At 53.1% G+C, this 20,956-nt stretch carries 18 protein-coding genes; 9 read left to right on the top strand and 9 right to left on the bottom strand.

Features of this window, described 5'->3' with window-relative positions:
• Positions 1-31 precede the first annotated feature (31 nt).
• Entirely contained in the window at positions 32-1,078 is a 1,047-nt protein-coding gene (locus HZS79_RS16260) for a DUF3549 family protein (protein WP_179928378.1), read from the bottom strand.
• A gap of 285 nt (positions 1,079-1,363) precedes the next feature.
• Between HZS79_RS16260 and HZS79_RS16255 the strand changes: the two genes are divergently transcribed.
• Complete coding sequence (locus tag HZS79_RS16255; protein ID WP_162219545.1) at positions 1,364-1,696, top strand: YqcC family protein; 333 nt, start codon at positions 1,364-1,366, stop codon at positions 1,694-1,696.
• Positions 1,697-1,809: 113 nt separating this feature from the next.
• On the opposite strand, the gene HZS79_RS16250 is transcribed toward HZS79_RS16255, so the two are convergent.
• From HZS79_RS16250 to HZS79_RS16220, 7 genes are all read right to left on the bottom strand, one after another.
• A complete protein-coding gene (locus HZS79_RS16250) occupies positions 1,810-2,436 on the bottom strand; it encodes an OmpW/AlkL family protein (protein ID WP_162219546.1) in 627 nt (208 codons plus the stop codon).
• 424 nt (positions 2,437-2,860) lie between these two features.
• The gene (putA, locus tag HZS79_RS16245; RefSeq protein WP_179928377.1) at positions 2,861-6,526 is read right to left on the bottom strand and encodes a bifunctional proline dehydrogenase/L-glutamate gamma-semialdehyde dehydrogenase PutA; all 3,666 of its coding nucleotides are present in this window, start codon (positions 6,524-6,526) and stop codon (positions 2,861-2,863) included.
• 251 nt (positions 6,527-6,777) lie between these two features.
• Complete coding sequence (putP, locus tag HZS79_RS16240) at positions 6,778-8,268, bottom strand: sodium/proline symporter PutP (RefSeq protein ID WP_162219548.1); 1,491 nt, start codon at positions 8,266-8,268, stop codon at positions 6,778-6,780.
• 345 nt (positions 8,269-8,613) lie between these two features.
• Positions 8,614-11,805 (bottom strand): bifunctional proline dehydrogenase/L-glutamate gamma-semialdehyde dehydrogenase PutA, encoded by a 3,192-nt coding sequence (gene putA, locus HZS79_RS16235; RefSeq protein ID WP_179928376.1) that lies wholly within the window; start codon positions 11,803-11,805, stop codon positions 8,614-8,616.
• Positions 11,806-12,053: 248 nt separating this feature from the next.
• Complete coding sequence (locus HZS79_RS16230) at positions 12,054-12,908, bottom strand: AraC family transcriptional regulator (protein ID WP_162219550.1); 855 nt, start codon at positions 12,906-12,908, stop codon at positions 12,054-12,056.
• A 27-nt stretch (positions 12,909-12,935) separates the two neighbouring features.
• Positions 12,936-13,295, bottom strand: a complete 360-nt coding sequence (locus tag HZS79_RS16225) for a hypothetical protein (RefSeq protein ID WP_162219551.1) — start codon at positions 13,293-13,295, stop codon at positions 12,936-12,938.
• A 280-nt stretch (positions 13,296-13,575) separates the two neighbouring features.
• Positions 13,576-13,983: a CBS domain-containing protein gene (locus HZS79_RS16220; protein ID WP_162219552.1), complete on the bottom strand. Its 408-nt coding sequence runs from the start codon at positions 13,981-13,983 to the stop codon at positions 13,576-13,578.
• A gap of 163 nt (positions 13,984-14,146) precedes the next feature.
• On the opposite strand from HZS79_RS16220, the gene HZS79_RS16215 reads away from it, so the two are divergent.
• The 8 genes from HZS79_RS16215 (at position 14,147) to HZS79_RS16180 (ending at position 20,424) form a co-directional block, all read left to right on the top strand.
• On the top strand, positions 14,147-14,695 hold the full coding sequence (locus HZS79_RS16215; RefSeq protein ID WP_179928375.1) for a YqaE/Pmp3 family membrane protein: 549 nt from the start codon (positions 14,147-14,149) through the stop codon (positions 14,693-14,695).
• Between the two features lie 87 nt (positions 14,696-14,782).
• Positions 14,783-15,652 carry a carboxylate/amino acid/amine transporter gene (locus HZS79_RS16210; RefSeq protein ID WP_162219554.1) on the top strand — a complete coding sequence of 290 codons (870 nt, stop codon included), beginning with the start codon at positions 14,783-14,785 and terminating at the stop codon, positions 15,650-15,652.
• A 116-nt stretch (positions 15,653-15,768) separates the two neighbouring features.
• Complete coding sequence (locus HZS79_RS16205; protein WP_162219555.1) at positions 15,769-16,716, top strand: NAD(+) kinase; 948 nt, start codon at positions 15,769-15,771, stop codon at positions 16,714-16,716.
• Position 16,717: 1 nt separating this feature from the next.
• On the top strand, positions 16,718-17,704 hold the full coding sequence (locus HZS79_RS16200; RefSeq protein ID WP_162219556.1) for a metallophosphoesterase: 987 nt from the start codon (positions 16,718-16,720) through the stop codon (positions 17,702-17,704).
• A 204-nt stretch (positions 17,705-17,908) separates the two neighbouring features.
• Positions 17,909-18,760 carry a rhomboid family intramembrane serine protease gene (locus tag HZS79_RS16195; protein WP_162219557.1) on the top strand — a complete coding sequence of 284 codons (852 nt, stop codon included), beginning with the start codon at positions 17,909-17,911 and terminating at the stop codon, positions 18,758-18,760.
• 11 nt (positions 18,761-18,771) lie between these two features.
• Positions 18,772-19,056: a YeaC family protein gene (locus tag HZS79_RS16190; RefSeq protein WP_162219558.1), complete on the top strand. Its 285-nt coding sequence runs from the start codon at positions 18,772-18,774 to the stop codon at positions 19,054-19,056.
• Complete coding sequence (locus HZS79_RS16185; protein WP_371829578.1) at positions 19,040-19,906, top strand: DUF2797 domain-containing protein; 867 nt, start codon at positions 19,040-19,042, stop codon at positions 19,904-19,906. Before HZS79_RS16190 ends, HZS79_RS16185 begins: the two co-directional genes overlap by 17 nt.
• A gap of 92 nt (positions 19,907-19,998) precedes the next feature.
• Positions 19,999-20,424, top strand: a complete 426-nt coding sequence (locus HZS79_RS16180; RefSeq protein ID WP_162219559.1) for a HemJ family protein — start codon at positions 19,999-20,001, stop codon at positions 20,422-20,424.
• 36 nt (positions 20,425-20,460) lie between these two features.
• Here HZS79_RS16180 and HZS79_RS16175 read toward each other — a convergent pair whose 3' ends face one another.
• Positions 20,461-20,919 carry a DUF2231 domain-containing protein gene (locus HZS79_RS16175; RefSeq protein WP_179928374.1) on the bottom strand — a complete coding sequence of 153 codons (459 nt, stop codon included), beginning with the start codon at positions 20,917-20,919 and terminating at the stop codon, positions 20,461-20,463.
• Positions 20,920-20,956: the final 37 nt, after the last annotated feature.

The following is a 20,956-nucleotide window of genomic DNA, read 5'->3' as shown; positions in this document are numbered from 1 at the left end:
CTCGTCATTAGAGAAACATGTCAACCAAGCATTATGTACGGGGCTTCATATGCGCTAAACGCTGCTGGATAGGGGATGTTGTTGGCGAATCGCGTAGGGCCATGATGACGAGTAAGCGTAGACGAGGTATTAAAGCAATATCCCGAATCACGGCCGTAAAATTGGTTCGTTGATCTTCCGCTAGGCGCAATAAAAAGAGCGGTAAACATTCCCCATCTTCCAACCATGGCCATCCGCGACCAGCAATAGCCGCTAATAGATCAGGGCCGCAGGCGGCGCTGTCGTTTAACAGGCTAATGTACCAGTTGCCTACCTTTGCGCTAGATGAGCTTCCTATAGCGCGAACACACGCACATAGCGTTTCAACATCGCCTTCGCTTGCCGCTTGTTCTCCCCGTACACGCAGTGCGTTGACGAGTGGCTCGGTAAGTGGCCGATGTTCAAGACAGTAACACAGCGAATGAATGACACTAACGGGTAACAGGCTGATACGTAACGCTAACGCCTCAGCAGTAGCGTCATCAAGGCGGGTGACATAATCGGCAATTCCTTGTAACCCAAGTGCTTGCCAGTCAATGGATTGCTGGCCGCTAAAATACGCTTCTACGGGCTCTAAATGCTGGCTGGCGGGTAGTCCCAGGTTATGGGTCGCTTGAGCATTGAGCATTGCTTGAAAGGTGATATCGGGTGTAAACGCGAGTGGATTATCCTTCATTAAGTGATCCACGTCTGCCGTTTCTTCTTTTGCTAGCGTTTCAAGGCCCGCATGAGAAGTGCTGCGTCCCAGGGTTTCAAGCAGGCGATTGATAAAACCGTCCCGCTGAGCAGGTACCAGTAAGCCCTGTTCATCTAACGGAAGTGCTAAAAACCAGATTGCGGGCTCGGGCATGTCGCCTAAGCGAAATACGATGCCCAGGCGAGCTTGTTGTTGCCATGGCTCTGGCCAGGCAAGCTCTCCGCTTTCAAATGCACGAAGTGTTTCACGGGAGCAGGCAGTTACACGGCGTCCCATATGATAAAGGGAAACTTCGGCGCCACTGCGAGTAAAAAACGCATCTAAAGTTTGAATGGGTTCCATGACATCCTTCCGCTTTGCAAGCCTGCACTCTACCTTGCCGATGTGGCACTGTCAGCCGCAAATGCTGATTAATCCATGCGTTATTGTTTTTGTGGTTAAAAATTGAGCAACAGTGCTGAGGCCGCGTGAGAGTAACCGTTGCGAAACCTTTCCATAGTTTATCCACAGCCTCTTGCAGGTTTTCTGTGAGTCTGTGGTTAACGTGCTAATTTGCTCAGGGTGAGTGGCAAGTTACCCACAGTATTGGGATAATGGGTGCCCACTGAAATATGTGAAAAGGTGTCTATGAGCGTTTATCAACAGCTTCAAACTGCGCTTCTTGAGCTTGAAGCGACTATGAAGGCCGCTAATTTATGGCGCATGCCAACGCCCGAGGCCTCTGCATTTGCCAGTCAGCAACCCTTTTGTATCGATACTATGTCGCTGCCTCAGTGGATACGCTTTGTTTTTATCGCGCGATTGAATGCACTGATTGATGCTCAAGCAGCTATGCCTGCCAAGTGCGATGTAGCACCGGCAGTGGCCGCTTACTTAATGCAAGAAAAGGTGCGTGCCAGTGATCAGCTATTGGTCGTGCGTGCGGTTGAAAAAATAGATCAGATCGTTACAGATAACTGAACTTGGCCAGCATTGTTGCTCGCTACCCGTTAGTGATATGTGCCATATAAAAATGCCCAGGGCTTTATGAGCCTTGGGCATTTTTGCTTAGCGTATGGGTGAAAAAGCAGCCGTTAGAAGCGGTAGCTGATACCGGCCATCACGACGAGTGGATCAATTTTGACGGTGCCAACGGGGTCACCGTTAACTTTTGCGTCAGTGTCAATATCGATATACCAAGCAGCGGCGTTAAGCGCCCAATTACCGTCAATTAACAGATCCACGCCTACTTGCGCCGCTGCGCCCCAAGAGTTGTCTAAATCCAACTCAGCGCCCTCTAAGCTCTCATCAGAGAAGCGCGTGTAGTTAATACCTGCGCCAACATAGGGCTGCACCCGTGCCTCTGTGCCTCCCAGCGGGTAATACTGCAGCGTTAGCGTAGGTGGCAGGTGCTTGGTAGAAGCTACATTGTCACCATTTAGCGCAATATCGTGCTTAAAGGGCAGGGCAGCTAGTAGTTCAACGCCTATATTGTCATGAAAGCGGTAGCCCAGGGTAAAAGCAAAGTTGGTTTTATCCTGAACATCAACAGCTAATGCGCCGTCAGCCAGAGAGCCGTTGTTGCTTTTCGGTTCTACCTTTGCAACACCTACACGCGTAAAGAAATCACCGGCACCGTAAGCAAGCACTTGGCTGCTTGCTAGCATCGTGGTCGCGGCAAGCCCAGTGACAAGCAAGGTAGATAGAGTATTATGGCGCATAGCGTTGCTCCTAACCGTTAAAATAAGTCGTTTCAGTAATGGGTTAACGAGAAGTCGATGGGTGTGTCGAGAACCATGGGAAGAGTGTATCGGCTAGAAGAGGGCAGGTTATTGACCTAGGGCAAAGAGTAGCGCTCCGCCGTTAATTAATGGGATCAAACGTGGCTACCTGAACTGAAAAAGGCCTTCCCATCATGTGGGAAGGCCTCAATGATCAATTAATTACGGTGATAAAGATCGTTTCCGGATCTTGGACATCCACCCATTACGAATTCATAGGCTCGATTAAAAAGGCTACTAGTGCCTAGGTCTCTATGTCCCCTTGTTGAGGAGACTTCCGTATGGATCGTCTCCTGACAGCATGGGGTCATTGCCTTATCTACCTTGAAAGAGAGCAGATAAGGCGTTGACAAGGCTGGTATACCTACTCAGCCGTTGCCAGCAGACTAGCGTTGCCTCCTGCTGCTGTTGTGTCGATGCACAGGTGGCGCTCTACCACGTAGCGATCTGGCGAAATGGTCTGGGTCTCGAGCGGTACGATGGCGCCATCGCGCTTGGCAAGTGCATTCCGCAGTTCATAGGTCCAGTCACTTTTGCCAGCCGCAGCTACCGCTGCAATGCCTTTGACCTCGCTTAGCGTCTCGGCTGAGACACTTCCATCGAGTCCAACTAGCGGCGCTCCGGCGTCAATCAGCGGCTGAACCGCTTGAACCGCACCTGGCGCGACCACGACTGCCGCACAACCTGCGCCAAGCGCCTGAACTGCTTGGGCAGCGGCGATATCCAGGGTTGGCCCGAGGCAGAGCACCGCCCCCTTCGGATACATCGCCAAGCGGTTGCTTTCCCCTGTGGGCCCAGGCAGGGTCTGCGGCGTCATGTCGAGAGCCGCCGTTTCATTTAGCGCCCTGCGAACCACGCCACCCTTGCCGGAAAGCGACTTACGGAGCACCTCAACCCGATCGGGACGGGCTGCCCAGTTGCGAGAATCCAACCCATCGAGAGCCGCTTGGAGATCGCTGAGTGGCACGGCTTTCCCCTCTGGCTTCTCGTGGTGCTCGGCGGCGGAAGTGCGGCGGAAGCGAGTGACATAGAGGGGGCCGCCGGCCTTGGGGCCGGTGCCTGAGAGGCCCTCGCCCCCGAACGGCTGGGAGCCGACGATAGCACCGATCTGGTTACGATTGACATAAACGTTACCGACATGGATGCGCTCGACAATCTGCTGCACGCGGTCGTCGATACGGGTATGTAGGCCGAAGGTCAGCCCATAACCTTTGCTGTTAATGGCGTCGACGACTTTGTCAATATCTCGCGCTTTGAAGGTGGCCACGTGTAGCACTGGGCCGAAGATTTCACGCTCAAGATCTTCAATGCCCCCAACCTCGATCACCGCTGGAGTGACGAAGGTGCCAGTGGCGGGGGCAGGCAGCTTCTTCAACACCTTGCCGGCCTTCTCATGCGTGGTCACATAGTCACTTATCTCAGCCTGGGCGTCGGCGTCGATCACCGGAGAGACGTCGGTGTCTGTATTCCAGGGGTCGCCAATGGTGAGTGCGTCCATGGCGCCATAGAGCATACTGAGCAAGCGATCGCGAGCCTCTTCCTGAACATACAGCATCCGCAGCGCCGAACAGCGCTGACCGGCTGACTGGAAGGAGGAGATTAGGATGTCGCGTACCGCCTGCTCGGTCAGTGCCGTGGAGTCCACGATCATCGAGTTGAGCCCGCCAGTCTCGGCGATCAATACAGCATCGGAGCCCGCGTTTTTCGCCAGAGCCTTATGGATGATTTGTGCCACTGGGGTCGAGCCGGTGAAGCAGACACCTGCAATACGTGGGTCGCTGGTTAGCGGGCCGCCCACCGTCGGTCCGTCGCCCGGCAACAACTGAAGTGCTGCTTCCGGCAGGCCAGCCTCACGCATCAGCTCCACGGCACGGGCGGCGATCAGCGGCGTCTGCTCGGCGGGCTTGGCAAGCACGGCGTTACCTGCCACCAAAGCAGCTGCGATCTGTCCGGTTGTGATAGCCAGGGGGAAGTTCCATGGGCTAATGCAGACAAAGATACCTCGGGCGCTGCCGGGTTCTTCCGCTTCCAGGCGCTCGCCTTGATTAGCGTAGTAACGCAGGAAGTCCACCGCTTCGCGCACTTCGGCGATACCATCGAACATCATCTTGCCGGCTTCACGGGTGGTAATCACGGTCAGCTCGGCAATGTGCTCCTCAAAGAGATCGGCGGTACGACGCAGCACCTCGGCACGCTGGGCCACGGGACGCGCTGACCACTCGCGGAAGCCTTCCTCGGCAGCGTCGAGCGCGAAAGCTACCTCTTCAGCGGTGGCCTCATACACTTTGCCGATTACGCGCGAGTCGTCGGCGGGGGAGACCGCATCGCGAGCCGGACCCTGAGGGGCCGGGTTTCCAGCTAGCATGGGGCCTGCCGTCCAGGTCTTGTCGGCGAAGGTTTCACGCGCGTCAAGCAGCGGAAGAACCGAGGCGGGTTCGTTGATCCGGTAGCCTTTGGAGTTCATGCGGTCAGGTGCGAACAACTCGCCGGGCTGACGAATCAGTGGGCTTGAGGTGGCGTCGCCAAGCTGCTTAAAACCGTCTACCGGATCCTTCGATACCTCGCTCGGAGGAATCGAACTGTCTACTACCTGATTGACGAACGAGGAGTTTGCACCGTTCTCCAGCAGGCGGCGTACCAAATAGGCCAGCAGGTCGCGGTGCGCGCCGACAGGGGCGTAGATACGGCAGTGTGTGCCTTCTGCTTGCTTGACGATGTGGTGCAGCGATTCCCCCATACCGTGCAGGCGCTGAAACTCGTAGCTATCCTTATCGTCGCCCGCCATGGCCACCACGGCGGCACAGGTGTGGGCGTTATGAGTGGCGAACTGCGGGTAGATGCGGTCGCGTCGGTCGAGTAGCATCTGGGCGCAGGCCATGTAACTAACATCGGTGTTGACCTTGCGGGTGAAGACCGGAAAGGTTTTGACGCCCATCTCCTGGGACAGCTTGATCTCGGTATCCCAGTAGGCACCCTTGACCAGACGCACCATGATCTTACGGTTGAACCGCTTGGCAAGCGCGTAGAGTGTTTCGATTACCGGCGCGGCACGGCGCCCGTAGGCTTGCACAACGACCCCGAAACCGTCCCATCCATCCAGACTTGGGTCGGCCATGAGTGCCTCAATCACGTCGAGAGACAGGTCTAACCGGTCTTGCTCTTCAGCGTCGATATTGAAGCCGATATTGGCCTTAGCCGCTTGCTGCACTAGTTCCAACGCGCGCGGCACGAGTTCTGCCATCACCGTGTCACGGTGGGTGTACTCATAACGCGGGTGCAGGGCCGAAAGTTTCACTGAGATGCCGGGGCTTCCGCGCACATCACCCTTGGACTGCTCGGCGATTGCGGCGATCGCCTTGGCATAAGCTTCGTGATAACGGATGGCATCTTCGTCTGTCCGCGCCGCTTCGCCCAGCATGTCGTAGGAGTAGGTATAGCCCTGTTTCTCCAGTTCGCGGGCGTTCTTCATACCCTCTTCTATGGTCTGACCTAGCACAAATTGGCGGCCGAGAATCTTCATCGACTGGCCAACCGCTTTACGCACCACTGGCTCGCCCATACGTCGTACTAGGCCGCGTAGTGCCCGCGTTGGGCCCTTAGGATCATCTTCCAGCACCTTGCCGGTAAGCAATAACGCCCAGGTCGAGGCGTTGACCATCGAGGAGGATGATTTGCCCAGGTGTGCACCCCAGTCGGACGGCTCAATTTTATCGTGGATCAGGTCGTCGATGGTTTCCGCATCTGGCACACGGAGCAGGGCTTCTGCTAGACACATCAGGCCGACGCCCTCGGTGGTCGAGAGCCCGTACTCGGCCAAGAACGCCTCCATCATCGAGGGCGACCTTTCCTTGCGGACGCGCTCCACGTAGTGAGCGCCAACGGCAGCCACCTTTCGGCGGTCATCTTCGGATAGCTTGATACGCTCAACAAGCTCCTGCAGCACCGTTGCTTCATCGGCGTCATAGTTGGTGCGGATGCGCGAGCGTAGATCACTCACGTCGCTGTTCGAAGGAAGGTTGGCGTCGTTCATAGAGGGTCTCTCCTTGCGAGTCGACACGTAGCGTTGATGCGTCGACTGGGATGTCGTCTTTCCATGGTCTTGAATGGCCACATTCTGAGGTGGCCTGTTGCCATGGGCGATGAATAGTGGGTGACATAGTGGGTGATAGAGTGAATAGCAAAGTGAACGATTACGCCGTTTCACTGTTGGTCAGGTTTTTCTACATATCGTATGCATAAGGGCTCCCTCGGGAGCCCTCTCGGTGGCTTTAATGCACGGTGTTAGCGAGTGATGTGTTGATATTCACCAGAATCGGCAGTCGCGTTGCTCACCACCATGATGGCGATGAAGGAGGCGATGAAGCCGGGAATGATCTCGTAGATACCAGGACCGCCCATAAATTCTCCGTTCCAGCCCAGTGTAATCCAGATCATGACCGTCGCAGCGCCCACTACCATGCCCGCGATGGCGCCATTACCATTTGTACGTGGCCACATCAGCGACAGAATAATCAGCGGGCCAAACGCCGCACCGAAGCCTGCCCAGGCGTTACTGACTAACCCCAGAACCTGTGAGTCTTCATCAGACGCAATAATGGCGGCAGCAATGCCAACTAGCACCACGCAGACCCGGCCTACGGCCACACACTGTTGTTCGGTCGCTTTCTTATGCAGGAATAGGCGATAGAAGTCTTCGGTCAACGATGAGGACGACACTAGAAGTTGGCTAGAGATAGTACTCATGACAGCTGCTAGCAGAGCCGCATAGAGGAAACCGGTAATTAGTGGATGGAACAGCAGATCCGCTAGGATGATGAAGATTGTTTCTGGATCCTGAACATCCAAACCATTACGAATTGCATAAGCTCGACCAAAGATGCCCAAAGAAACGGCACCAATCAGTGAGATTAGCATCCAGCCCATACCAATGTTACGGGCAACAGGAACATCTTGCTGTGACCGGATAGCCATGAAGCGCACAATGATATGTGGTTGACCAAAGTAGCCCAGCCCCCAGGTAACCGCAGACAGCCAGCCGATGAAGGTTAGCCCCGACGTCCAGGATAACAGCGTGGGATCGACCTCATTTAGGGTTTGAGACGCTTGAGAGAAACCGCCGCCACCTTCACCAAACAGTACCACTGCAGGCATGATGATTAGAGCAAACATCATGATGCAGCCCTGGACAAAGTCCGTCATGCTCACGGCTAGAAAACCGCCAACTACCGTATAAATAAGTACGACACCTAGCGTGATCATCACACCCATGCCGTAATTACTCATATCGCCAAAGTTATAAATACCGCTAAACGCGCTTTCAAAAAGCTTGCCGCCCGCTACTAAACCTGACGCTGTATATACTGCGAAAAAGATAACGATCACGATAGCCGAGACAGTGCGCAGAGAAAGTGCGCGTGTTGGAAAGCGATTCGCTAGAAAGGCTGGGATGGTAATGGCGTTACCATAATGAATGGTCTGTTCACGCAGGCGTGGAGCGACCAACAGCCAGTTGAAAAACGCCCCTACCAATAAGCCTATACCAATCCAGGCGGAGCCTAGGCCCGAAACAAACATGGCACCAGGTAGCCCTAAGAGCAACCAGCCACTCATATCAGAAGCGCCTGCTGATAGCGCCGCTACTTTTGGGCTCAGGGTACGACCACCAAGCATGTAATCTTCGGATGAAGACGTCGACTTGCGCATTGCGTAAACGCCTATGGCGATCATCAGCGCAAAATAACCAAATAAACTAATCCAAACACCAGCAGCCATGAAACTTCTCCATTTCGTCAGAACGGAGCTAGGCTATGTGCGAAAAATGCCTGTGTAGGCTGACTTTTCGTACAATCCTAGCGCCGACAGGTTTTGTGCGCTTACCGAAAAAAGCTCAGCAATGGCACGGTTGTATTTTTTGTTAACCCCTTTTATTCACGTTACTGACACTAGCGAGCACCCGCTAGGGAGGTTGTCAGTTAGGCTGTGGTCACGTTTTGCAAAGTTCCCTGTGCCCAGCTTACGGCCTGGATAGGCCGTGAACGTAAAGGCAGTCACTCTATTATTGTCAACCATGAGACGGTTCCTTTTCAGGAGTTCAGGTTATTAGTTTTGATGAGCTATTCACTCATCGCCTAGCGCCAACAGCGACGCGTTGCCACCTAAAGCGGCGGTGTTGTTGGTAATCGTTTTTTCAGTCACAAAACGCTGTAGGTAGTGCGGGCCACCTGCTTTGGGGCCGGTACCTGACAGACCCTGTCCGCCGAATGGCTGAACGCCAACCACCGCACCGATGATGTTGCGGTTGATATACACGTTGCCTACGCGCATTTTCTGCGCTATTTCAGCAGCAAATGATTCGTTGCGGCTGTGTACCCCAAAAGTAAGGCCGTACCCGCGACCATTAATGTCACAGATAACGCGGTCGAGGTCGCGAGCTTTATAACGCACAATGTGCAGTATGGGGCCAAACTGCTCTCGGGTAAGTGAGTCAATGCTGTCGATGATAAAGGCGGTGGGCGCAACGAAGGTGCCATGTTGGGTGTGTTCAGCCGCCATCGGTGTTTCTGCGACTAAACGGTTTTCGCCCTTGAGTTTTTCGATATGCGCCATTAAACCTTGACGCGCGTCTTCATCAATGACCGGGCCCACGTCGGTGCCTAAATCGCGCGGGTCACCAATTCGTAACTCGTTCATGGCGCCTTTGAGAATTTCAATGACGCGGTCAGCAACATCGTCTTGTAGATAAAGCACCCGTAGCGCGGAGCAGCGCTGACCGGCACTTTGGAAGGCGGACTGAATTACATCCACAACTACCTGCTCCGGTAGCGCGGTAGAGTCAACAATCATGGCATTCATGCCGCCTGTTTCGGCAATCAGTGTCGGCAGCGGTGCATTTTCCCGAGCGGCGAGAGCACGGTTGATTATCTGCGCCGTATCCGTGCCGCCGGTAAACACCACGCCCGTAATGCGAGGGTCAGAGGTTAAGACACTACCTACTGTGGGGCCGTCACCAGGCAGCAACTGAACCACATCACGTGGCATGCCTGCTTCGTAAAGCAGTTCAATAACGCGGTGGGCAACAATCGAGGTTTGTTCAGCGGGTTTGGCAAGTACGGTGTTGCCAGCAACGGCAGCAGCAACAATTTGGCCGCAGAAAATAGCTACTGGGAAGTTCCAGGGGCTGATAGCTGCAAATACGCCTTTACCACCCATCATCAAGCGGTTGGATTCACCAGTAGGGCCAGGCAGTTCAATCGGCTCACCAAAGGCTTCTTCAGCGCGCATGGCATAGTAGCGGCAGAAATCGACCGCTTCTTTGATTTCATCAACACCGTCGGTGAGCAGTTTGCCGCCTTCACGTGAACAGAGCGTCATTAGCTCTGGCATGTGCTCTTCCATCAAATCGGCCAAGCGGCGTAGGATATCAGCGCGCTCGGTAACCGGGGTCGTTTCCCAGCGTGGGAACGCTTGCCAAGCTGCATCGAGTGCTTTGGCGGCTTGATCCTTGCTGGTCCACTGAACGCTGCCCACGGTTTTGCGGCGATCAAAAGGCGAGGTTACTTTGTGAGTGTTCGCGGCATCGTCCGCAACATCAAAGGCCAGCAGCGGCTTCGCTGGGTACTGCTTATCCATAAACGACCGCATTTTCTCCATTAACGGGTCGAAGTGGCTACGAATATTAAGATTGACGCCGCGAGAGTTGCGGCGTTTTGGCCCATAGATATCTTTTGGCAGCGGAATGCGCTTATTAGCGAACGTTTTATGCTGACGGAGCGTTTCAATGGGGTGTTGGCACAATGATTCTACAGGGACGTCTGGGTCGACAATTTGGTGAACGAAAGAGGAGTTAGCACCATTTTCAAGCAGGCGACGTACTAAGTAGGGCAGTAGATCTTTATGGGCACCAACCGGGGCATAAATTCGGCAGTAAGTTCCTTTAGGCGCGCGCTCTAGAGCCGCGTCGTAAAGGGCTTCACCCATGCCGTGTAAGCGCTGGAATTCGAAGGGGCGGCTATCGTGGTTGGCGAGTTCAAGAATGGTCGTGACTGTGTGAGCATTGTGCGTCGCAAATTGGGGAAAAATACGGCCACGGGTATTGTGGGATAGCAGGAACTGCGCGCACGCCAAGTAGGCCACGTCCGTACACGCTTTACGAGTAAATACTGGGTAGCCATCGACCCCAAGCTGTTGTGACTCCTTGATTTCGCTATCCCAATAAGCACCTTTCACCAAACGCAGAGGAATTTCGTCGCCTTGCTGTTCGGCCAGGCGGTTAATGAAGTGGAGTACCGGCAAGGCGCGCTTTGAATATGCCTGAACGACAAGACCAAAGTGTCCCCATCCTTTCACCGCGTTGCTTTGATATATCGCGCGGAAAACGTCGAGTGACAGCTCTAGGCGATCAACTTCTTCAGCATCGATCGTCACAGCCACGTCAAGCTCACGGGCTTTAGTGACTAACTTAATGACCGTGTCAACTAGCTCGGCAAGTACCTGCTCGCGGCGACCAAACTCATAGCGTGGATGAAGGGCCGACAACTTAATGGAGACCGAAGGCGCAGGGGTTTTATCACCCAGTGATTTGCAGGCCTTGCCGACCTGCTCGATGGCGCGTGCGTAGTCATCATAGTAGCGCTTAGCGTCAGCACGGGTGCGCGCTGCCTCGCCCAGCATATCGTAGGAGTAGGTGTAGCCTTTATTGAAGAGCGGTTTAGAGCGCTTTAGCGCTTCATTAATATCGCGTCCCAAAACGAACTGTTTGCCCATGATTTTCATCGCTTCCATCATGGCGCGACGAATAACCGGCTCACCTACTTTATTAACCATGCGATTAATGAAGTGGGCAGGCTGGCCCTCTTTTGGGTGATCGAGCTTCAGCACGTGCCCAGTCATCAATAGGCCCCAAGTGGAAGCGTTCACCATCCATGATTCGCTTTTACCTAGGTGGGACTGCCAGTCTGCGGGGCCAAGTCTGTCTTCAATCAGTGCATCGGCGGTGGCTTTATCTGGTATGCGTAGCATGGCTTCTGCTAAACACATCAGCATTAAGCCTTCATGGGTGTCCAGGCTGTACTGCTGCAGTAGCTCATCGATTGTATCGACAGCAGTATCCATTTTACGGACATCACGCACTAGCGCCGCTGTGTTCGATTCAATGCGCGCGAAATCGTCACTGTCAGCATCGAGAACCTTAATGAGCTCACTGACAAAGGTATCTTCATCGACAAGATAGTGATCACTAATACGCTGCATAAGCGTATCAAGATCAGTTTGCCAGATGGCTGGGTCACGCATTTTCTTGGCATTGAGCATTGAGGCACCCGTGAGTCTGAACAGAATCGAAAAGCTGAAGCAAATAACCGAAATAAAAAATGTCTGGGCATAGTGCCCAAGCTAGCGTTCGAATGTAGTGTGAGCAGCTGCTAGGTGTATGTCGTTTCCATGGCAAAACGTGTCAATTTCGCGGTAAGGAACGATTTTTAATACTTTAGTTGAGTTTTTAAGAGCCTGCCAACAGGGACTGAGGCATACCCACTGAGGTTGTAAAAGATGCTTAACAGTTATCTAGGAGAGAGGGCGCTAGGCTCTACTGGAGCAGCCGACGTCGATAAATTTGACGTTGAACGAGCGGGCGAGTCGATAGAGGAACTTGCTCCACTTTGTCGTAACTGCCGGGGCGATAGCCCATAGCTGCGGCGGAAAGCATGAGAAAGTGCACTTTGATTTGCAAAGCCCGTTTGAATGGCAATATCAGTTAATGGCAAACGGCTTTGCTGTATAAGCTGGCGGGCTGCATGTAGGCGCTGGCGACGTACATACTGCCAGGGAGAAAGGCCGGTTTGAACGCGAAACCGTTCGGAGAAGTGAGCTTCACTTAGGCAGGCCAGTTTGGCTAGATCAGCTACCCTGAGCTCATCAGCTAGATGACGGCGGATAAAACGGTCAATCTGATCCAGGTTAAGACGCCGTTGAGCAGCGCTTTCGGTTGCGCCTAGGCGAGCTTTTAATGACCCCAGCAAGGTGGCTGCCAAGCGGTCTTGTTGAAAAGACATAGCAGACGTGTCAAATCCTTGGACGAGTTCGCTTTCTACAAATGCAAGGTAGTGACGCAACGGGCTGTCAAGCGCAAAAAAACGCGGTGCATCAAACAGGGCGACCAGTTCACGGTGTTCGCCGGTCAGTGCTGGGGCATCTTCAGGCAGGTCGAGAATCAGCTGGCGGTTGTGCCCGTTACCTGAATAAAAATGTTCATGATTGGCAGGGACGATACAACCTGAAAACGCATTTACTCTGCCGCCGAGGCCTTCGATCTCAAACTCAGACGAACCACATAGCGTAATCACAATTTGATGAAAGTCGTGAGAGTGGTGCTGTGTGGCACTTTCTAAAGGTATTTGACGAATGGTGCTCGGCATGGAGTTCTCCTCGGCACTGCTGGCCTGTCAGCGCTGTTGAAGCGCTGTATGTGCTGCTAGATGATCACGTAATGCTTTTAACTCTTCGTAACCCTCCTGGTTAAGTAGCGGTTTACCCTGAGCAATCTGCCACCGACGCCCGTGGGTTTCCATTAATCGCGCTGCGCGGCGGCGCACGCTGTCTAAATAGTCATCATGACGAATGGGGTAACCAATGGTCGTATTCCATTCGGTTTCGCTGATATTGCTTTCCAGTGCCTTGTCAAACAAAGTGAGCAGGTCGCTAGGTTCCGTGCGGTAACGGGGGGTGCCCACTGTCATCAATATCAGCACCACGGCACCTATTATCAATAAACAGACGCCAAACACTAGAAAGTACAGCGCCATACAAAGCTCCCTGCAGGGTCAGTATATGAGTGGGTGTGGCGTTAACAAATTATTATACGCTTGCTCCACCAAAGACGAAAATTTTGCCATTTTGCGAACTTTTCCTGTGCAGAGTGTCAGAGTATGCACAGGCAACATCGCGATAGCAGTCGTAAACGTGTTGTACAGCCTATTGTTTTCGATCCTTTGCTTCCGCTGCTTTAAAGCAGCGGTTTTTTTTGGTTACTAGTCAAGACACTTTTGCTGCAAACGGCTAATCCTATCAGCCCGTAACTGGCCGTCAGTGGCGGCGAATAGTTAGCAAAGCAATCAAAATATCGCGGCGTGTGACGATGCCAACCAGTTTTTGCTGCTCAACGACGGGAAAAATCTTAGGTTTCGGGCCTAACATCTCTTGTGCTAGGTCGGTAATGCTTTTATTTGGCGTTGTCGTTAGCACATCTTGACGCATTAATTCGCGCACCAGAGGGGCTTCATCATCGTGATAAATGCTGTCTAATACACGCCCCAGAACATCTTGCTCGGAAATAAAGCCGACTAACCGGTCGGATGCATCTACCACGGGAGCACCCGGCAAGCGGTGAAGTGCTAAACCTTGGGCTAAGGTGGTAATAGAGGTATCCCCAGACACGCGGTAACAGTCGCGGGACATAATATCGCGTACAGTATCCGGAATCTTTTTATTCATTGGAGCACTCCTTGACTCAGCGTGTGCAGTGGCTAAAGGGAAACGTAGATCGACACTTTATCGCCGATTACCTTACTGTAGGAGATTTAACGAGCTCTGTACTACCCCTCATATCTATGACATTCAACGTTTTACTTCTCTTTCAAACGCTCAAGGAGTCTTTATGGACGCGCGTGAATACCTTAACCGTAAAGGCGTTGGCTTAGATTCAGATCCTGATCGGCCGAATACCCTGGAGGAAAAAGCTTGGGAGCGTGCGCGTGGTTCGGGTCATCAGCGCCCAAAGTCGGGCACGCCCCATGACTGGGAAGATTGGGAGCGTCACCACGATGATCTTGCAGAAGGTGCTGATACCTTAGAGCAAAAAATCGATAAAGATGCCCACCGTAAAGCGCTTGCCAAAGAAAAAGAGCAGGCTGAGCAAGCTCAGGCAGCTGTAGAGTATTTTATCCCTCCCAGGCAGGTATCGGCATCGTCTGATGAAGAGACATCACAATCTCTTCAAAAGGCGTCGCCACACCAAGCGTCAGGCTCCGCGTTAGAGCCAGCAGCGCTGGGGCTGGCCTATCGCGCGCTAGCCGTTCTGTTGCCACCTTTGGCAGTAGGGCTTACGGATGGTGGGACGAAACGTTTAGTCATTAGTATCGTGCTCACGCTATTGGGGTGGGTGCCCGGTGTGCTGTACGCGTTTTTATGGCTAAACAAGCGCTAGGTCGTGCATAACGTAGTTGGCCCATTGGCAGGTGCTATTAAGCGCGTATAATCTCAGTCAACTTATGCTTTTTGATGGGGTTTACGGATGGGTTATCTTGTAAGTGTGACGGCGTTGTGGGCGTTCTCATTCTCTTTGATTGGCGTGTATTTGGCTGGGCAGGTAGATAGTTACTTTGCCGTGTTAGTCCGTGTAACGCTTGCTATGCTGGTCTTTTTGCCGTTTTTACGCCCAAGCTTGTTACGTGGTCGGCAGCGTTTAGCGCTAATGGCACTTGGCGCAGTGCAGTTAGGTGTTATGTACACCTTTTTCTATCAATCATTTTTGCTGTTGTCGGTTCCTGAAGTACTACTTTTCACCATCTTCACGCCGGTCTATATCGCTCTGTTAGACGACCTTATGTTTAAGCGTTTCACGCCTATCTACCTAGTCACAGCAGTGCTCGCGGTACTTGGAGCGGGGGTGATACGTTACGACGGTATTGATAGCGGCTTTTGGCTAGGCTTTTTGGTGGTACAAGGAGCTAACCTGTGCTTTGCTATCGGCCAAGTAGGTTACCGCCGCTTGGCGGCCGATCTGCCACCTACACTGGCATGGCATAACGTGTTTGGCTGGTTCTTTATTGGCGCAATGGTTGTCGCACTTCCCGCCTTTCTGCTGTTTGGCAATATGTCGGCGTTACCCAGTACGTCCATGCAGTGGAGCGTGTTAGCTTGGCTTGGCTTGATAGCTTCCGGTATTGGCTATTTTGCTTGGAACCAGGGCGCCACCAAAGTAGATGCTGGCACATTGGCAATAATGAATAATGCCTTGGTTCCTGCAGGTCTGGTGGTCAATTTAGTGATTTGGAACCGCGACGCTGACATGGGTAAGCTGATCCTGGGCGCAGCCATCATGGCGGCATCGCTGTGGTTAAACCACTGGTGGTTGCAACGCCGCAGTGCTATATCAGCTTAATTAATTTAAGCCATTGTTTTGCCCAGGGTAGCTAGTGGTTCTGCGTTACGCTGGGTTATTTGCTCGACACCACCATACTCTCCATAATATGGGGTTGATGCTAGCGAGAGCCATCCATGTCTAACACCCCATCATCAGGTTCATTGCCTGTAAGCCAAGCCAAGCGTGCGCAATCTTTTAAAACCACGCCTTTCAAAACAATAGGCTTAATTGGCCGTTTAGGCAGTGACAAAGTGGTTGATTCGCTCAAGCGGTTAGTCAGCTATCTTGTTGAGCACGGCTATAAAGTGCTTGTTGAGGATCGAACCGCAACAGTACTACCGGATCATGGTCAGCCTGAGGCAAGTCGCCGAATGCTTGGCGAGTTGTGTGATCTTGTTATTGTGGTGGGAGGGGACGGTAGTTTGCTAGGTGCAGCGCGCACGCTATGCAGCAGCGGCACGTTGATCTTAGGTGTCAACCGTGGTCGTTTAGGTTTTTTGACGGATATTTCCCCTGTTGAGTTAGAAGTCCGCGTTGGCGAAGTATTAGCAGGCGCGTTCGAGGTAGAGGAGCGTTTTCTCTTAGATGCTGTGCTTTACCGCAATGGTGTGGCCGTAGGTAGCGGTGATGCGCTCAATGAAGTGGTTGTGCACCCTGGAAAAGCGGTACGCATGATTGAGTTTGAACTGTTTATTGATGGGCAGTTCGTTTATAGCCAGCGCAGCGACGGACTGATTATTGCCACCCCTACGGGCTCTACAGCTTATGCGCTTTCCGGCGGCGGGCCGATTATGCACCCTAAGCTAGATGTGGTGACGCTCGTGCCAATGTTTCCCCATACACTCTCCAGCCGCCCTATTGTGATCGATGCGGCTAGTGAAATTCGTATCCATATTGGTGAAACCAACCAGACGTACCCCCATATTAGTTGTGATGGTCAAACCCGCGCGGTGGCCAAGCCGGACGATGTGTTGGTGATTAAGCGCAAGCCAGAGCGCGTGCAGTTGGTTCACCCCATTGGGCATAATTTTTATGAAGTACTGCGAAGCAAACTCGGTTGGGGCCATCGGCTAGGGGATTAACATGGAGGGCTATGATTTAATCGGCGATATCCACGGCTGCGGTGCCACGTTGGCGGCGCTGCTAGAAAAGCTTGGTTATCACCAGCGGGGTGGGGTATATCGACACTCTCGGCGAAAGGTGATTTTTTTAGGCGACCTGATTGATCGCGGGCCGCGTATCCGCCTTGCGGTGACTATTGCTCGCCGAATGGTCGAAGAGGGCGAAGCCCATATCGTCATGGGGAACCATGAGTATAATGCGTTGGCCTACACGCACCCGGCGCCGCCAGGTAGCAACAAGCGTTGGCTGCGTGAGCATACCCCGCGGCATAACCGTATTATTGAAGATACGCTGGCTCAATACCGTGATTACACCAACGAATGGGAAGATACTCTGGCTTGGTTTAAGACCATTCCACTATTCCTAGAGCTGGACGGTATACGTGTGGTGCATGCCTGTTGGGATGAGGTGTTAATTCAAGAACTAAAGTTGCGCGCGCCAGACGCTCGAATGGACAGTCGTTTTCTGGTTGAGTCAACCGATCCTTCAAGCCAAGCATTTCGTATTCTTGACCGACTAACCCGTGGCCCTAATATACCGCTGCCTAGCGGCGTGGCAATTCACTCTGGCGATGGTTTTACCAGGCAAAGCTTTCGTGCCCATTTTTGGTCTGCGAATCCGCAGCAGTGGGGAGATGTCGTCTTCCAGCCTGACAACCTGCCCGGTGACCTAGAGACGAGAATGCTTACCGACACTGAGCGGCAGCGGCTTAGTTACTATGGCCCTGATCAGCCCCCGCTATTTATTGGTCACTACTGGTGTGAGGGCATACCAGCATTGCCGGCGCTTAATATTGCCTGCTTAGATTACAGTGCAGTGAAATTTGGCCGGTTGGTCGCGTATCGCTGGAGTGGGGAAACGCATTTAAATGCCGATCACTTTGTTTGGATAAAAGTGCCAAAAGAGGAGCGTGCATTGCCAAAGCCTTGGGAAATAGACTTTGATTAACTCCCTTATTTATTGCTTACATATGGTTACATATTTTTTTCAAAACTGCTGAACTAACCCTGCCGCCGGTTATCAGAGTAAGTGTTCCCTTGAATGATCCCTTGCTTTTATCCGGCGGCCCCCTCCGCCGGATTTTTTTCGTTTATCCGTTGGCCATGTGGCGTTCAGTCGCGCTAAAACCTTATTGGTTAAAAGGAAGATGCCATGCATCCAGTAATGCTCTTACCCACGGGCGCAGACACACAAGAGCTGCGCAAGGCGTTATGGCACTACCGCATTGGTCACCGCATTACGGATGAAGCCGACGGCCAACTGCTGTGGGTAGCCGACCCGCGCCAAGTTGACGAGTTGAAAGCGTTGGTTAGCCGCTGGGAGCGGGGCGAACCCCTGACGATGAATACCGCTCACGTTAGCCGCTCATCAGCCGCCCAGAGTATCGTGACAAAGCTACGTGAGGTGCCAGTAACAGCATTGATGATTGGTCTTAGCTTGGTCATTTTTGCTTTAACAGGGGTATTTGGCGATCAACTTATTGTCGCATTGACGATTGTGCCGGTAGGTATTTCTGGTGGCCAGTTAGTGTATGGCAGTCTTATGGATAGCGTTATGTCAGGCCAGGTATGGAGGCTACTGTCGCCTGCATTTTTACATTTCGGCTGGATGCATTTGATCTTTAATCTAATGTGGGTGTGGTACTTCGGCCGTCAAGTTGAGTTTCTGCAGGGCAGCCGTACTATGTTGCTCCTGCTGATAGTCGCAGGTGTTGGGGCAAATATTGCGCAGTATGTCACCGGCACCGTGCTATTTGGCGGCATGTCTGGTGTTGTGTATGCCTTACTGGCTCATGTTTGGCTGATGTCTCGCCGCGCCCCGGGGAGCGGTTTTTTTGTGCCCCAAATGTTAGTTGTCTTCATGCTCGGGTGGATGGTGTTTACCATGACTGATATGGCGGGCAGTGTAGGCTTTGGCAACGTGGCTAACGAAGCGCACCTCGGTGGGTTACTCGTGGGGTTGGTCACAGGCTGGTATTATTCCTCCAAACGAAGCAAACACTAAAGGTGCTGACCATGAGCGATATGACCTTCGAAAAAATGATCAACCAGATGACGCCTGCTATTTATGAAAGCCTTAAGCAAGCGGTATCACTGCGTAAATGGCCTGATGGGCGTCGTTTGACAGAGGAGCAGACTGAACTCTGCCTAGAAGCGGTGATCCGCTATGAGGTGGAAAACAGCGTGCCCGAAGAGAACCGCGTAGGCTACCTAGAGCGGCGTACCTGTGGCGCAGGTGCCACCGGCGCGGGTGTTTCTCCTGAAATGGCGGGCCTCGCCCGGGATGCGACGCGTGACTAACGACGTATTTGTTCCAGCACCATCCTCGGTCAATGGCTGTTTGCAAAAAATGGCGGCCGCTATGCCCAGTCGTCAGGATGACAACGTGGTCTACCACCTGCGGGCAGGTGATCACCGTATGCCGCTTAACGAGCGTATTGGCGAACATCTACGTCTTGCGTGGAGTGGTGCGATTGCCTGTACCCATTGTGGGCGAGCCACCAAAAAAAGCTTTGCCCAGGGCCACTGCTATCCCTGTTTCAAGCGTCTAGCTCAGTGCGATACGTGCATTATGAAACCGGAAACCTGCCACTATCACCAGGGTACCTGTCGTGAGCCTGAGTGGGGTGAAAAGCACTGTTTTCAGCCGCATATTGTCTACTTGGCTAACTCATCAGGGTTGAAAGTGGGCATTACCCGCAAGACCCAAATGCCGACTCGCTGGTTAGACCAGGGGGCTATTCAGGCGCTGCCGGTTCTTGAAGTCAACACCCGTCAGCAGTCAGGGTTTGTCGAAATGCTGTTCAAAGAGCAGGTGGCTGACCGCACTAACTGGCGTGCCATGCTAAAGGGCGATGTCGAGCCCCTCGATTTAGTCGCTGAGCGTGATCGGTTATTCGATTTACTAGCTGACGGCCTAGGGCAGCTGCGCGACCTGCACGGTGCGGATGCGATTCGTACGCTGGATGAAAAACCGCTGGACTTTCACTACCCCGTGCTCACATTTCCCCGCAAAGTGGTCTCGCATAATTTTGATAAGCAGTCACTGGTAGAGGGCGTGCTTCAAGGTGTTAAGGGGCAGTACCTTATGTTCGACAGTGGCGTGATTAATCTACGTAAATTCACAGGTTACGAAATTTCTATTGCGTGATTCTGGGCATATCACCTAGCCAGACTGGCATCGGTTGACTAAGGTTATTAGGGACAAATCCCACTCTGCCTTCGCAACGCAAGGAAGCCTCGATGCCATGGCTTAAACTGCTTCACATTGCCGCGCTGGTCATCTGGTGCGGAGCTCTTCTTTATTTACCGGCACTGCTTCTGCATGCGCTCCAGCTGCGCAAAGATGCTGGGTTTGCCCAAAGTGCACCGCCGATGCCGCGGTTTTTCTACAACTCTATTGCAACGCCAGCGGCGCTGGTCGCTATCGCGTCCGGCACGTTACTGTTTCTACTGCATGGCCTTCTTGGTGGGTGGTTAATCCTGAAGTTGGGGGCGGTGGTGCTGATGGTGGCTGCCCACGGCTGTTTCGGTTGGTTAATTTTACGCCTGGAGATGGGGATCAGTAGCGGCGTTAAGACCGCTACGCTGCTTGCGCTGTTATTAGCGCTGGCAGGTATGTTAGGCGTATTAGGGGTTGTGCTCGCTAAACCGCTGAACTGGAGCTAAGTGATGATGAAGCGTCCAGTCGTGCAGAAGAAGCGCTTAATCGACGTCCACACCAACAGCGTGTTCGTAAACCAGCTGTCCGCCGAGCCATCCCGTCAAGGCGATCAGACCCCCAGTGACCAGCGATATAGCAATTCCCCAAGGCAGTACAGCGCTCGGCTCATTGAAGCGAAGCAGCCAGTTCAGCGACGCCAGCGAGAGCATCACAACGGCCACAATGGCGTGGCTCCAGCCGGTAATCAAACGGCGAATCCTAGGCACCGTAACCAAATCAATGATGCCGGCAATCGAGGCAATCCAGCCGCCAAAAGCACCCACACCCGCCAGCCACAGCCCGCTACGCAGCCAAAAAGGGTCGTGGGTATACCAATAGGCCAGATCACTGGCTACCAGTGCCATCAAGGCGGCGACAGGAAAGTGAATCATCACTGGGTGCAGCGGATGTCCCGCCAGCGAAGCGCGGCTCTTAATCGAACGTTGGGGCGTTTGTGTCATGGTCACTTCCTGTGGACAGATCCATGGAAATAGCAAC

It is taken from the genome of Vreelandella zhaodongensis (genome assembly GCF_013415115.1).
In the GTDB taxonomy this organism is placed as follows: Bacteria; Pseudomonadota; Gammaproteobacteria; order Pseudomonadales; family Halomonadaceae; genus Vreelandella; species Vreelandella zhaodongensis.
The sequence above is the reverse complement of the archived record's forward strand: the minus strand, read 5'-3'. Positions and strand labels throughout refer to the sequence as shown.

Bases quoted from the DNA above. Each gene is read 5' to 3' on its own strand.
- HZS79_RS16260 (WP_179928378.1), bottom strand. From the start codon at position 1,078: ATGGAACCCATTCAAACTTTAGATGCGTTTTTTACTCGCAGTGGCGCC.
- HZS79_RS16255 (WP_162219545.1), top strand. From the start codon at position 1,364: ATGAGCGTTTATCAACAGCTTCAAACTGCGCTTCTTGAGCTTGAAGCG.
- HZS79_RS16250 (WP_162219546.1), bottom strand. From the start codon at position 2,436: ATGCGCCATAATACTCTATCTACCTTGCTTGTCACTGGGCTTGCCGCG.
- putA (WP_179928377.1), bottom strand. From the start codon at position 6,526: ATGAACGACGCCAACCTTCCTTCGAACAGCGACGTGAGTGATCTACGC.
- putP (WP_162219548.1), bottom strand. From the start codon at position 8,268: ATGGCTGCTGGTGTTTGGATTAGTTTATTTGGTTATTTTGCGCTGATG.
- putA (WP_179928376.1), bottom strand. From the start codon at position 11,805: ATGCTCAATGCCAAGAAAATGCGTGACCCAGCCATCTGGCAAACTGAT.
- HZS79_RS16230 (WP_162219550.1), bottom strand. From the start codon at position 12,908: ATGCCGAGCACCATTCGTCAAATACCTTTAGAAAGTGCCACACAGCAC.
- HZS79_RS16225 (WP_162219551.1), bottom strand. From the start codon at position 13,295: ATGGCGCTGTACTTTCTAGTGTTTGGCGTCTGTTTATTGATAATAGGT.
- HZS79_RS16220 (WP_162219552.1), bottom strand. From the start codon at position 13,983: ATGAATAAAAAGATTCCGGATACTGTACGCGATATTATGTCCCGCGAC.
- HZS79_RS16215 (WP_179928375.1), top strand. From the start codon at position 14,147: ATGGACGCGCGTGAATACCTTAACCGTAAAGGCGTTGGCTTAGATTCA.
- HZS79_RS16210 (WP_162219554.1), top strand. From the start codon at position 14,783: ATGGGTTATCTTGTAAGTGTGACGGCGTTGTGGGCGTTCTCATTCTCT.
- HZS79_RS16205 (WP_162219555.1), top strand. From the start codon at position 15,769: ATGTCTAACACCCCATCATCAGGTTCATTGCCTGTAAGCCAAGCCAAG.
- HZS79_RS16200 (WP_162219556.1), top strand. From the start codon at position 16,718: ATGGAGGGCTATGATTTAATCGGCGATATCCACGGCTGCGGTGCCACG.
- HZS79_RS16195 (WP_162219557.1), top strand. From the start codon at position 17,909: ATGCATCCAGTAATGCTCTTACCCACGGGCGCAGACACACAAGAGCTG.
- HZS79_RS16190 (WP_162219558.1), top strand. From the start codon at position 18,772: ATGAGCGATATGACCTTCGAAAAAATGATCAACCAGATGACGCCTGCT.
- HZS79_RS16185 (WP_371829578.1), top strand. From the start codon at position 19,040: ATGCGACGCGTGACTAACGACGTATTTGTTCCAGCACCATCCTCGGTC.
- HZS79_RS16180 (WP_162219559.1), top strand. From the start codon at position 19,999: ATGCCATGGCTTAAACTGCTTCACATTGCCGCGCTGGTCATCTGGTGC.
- HZS79_RS16175 (WP_179928374.1), bottom strand. From the start codon at position 20,919: ATGACACAAACGCCCCAACGTTCGATTAAGAGCCGCGCTTCGCTGGCG.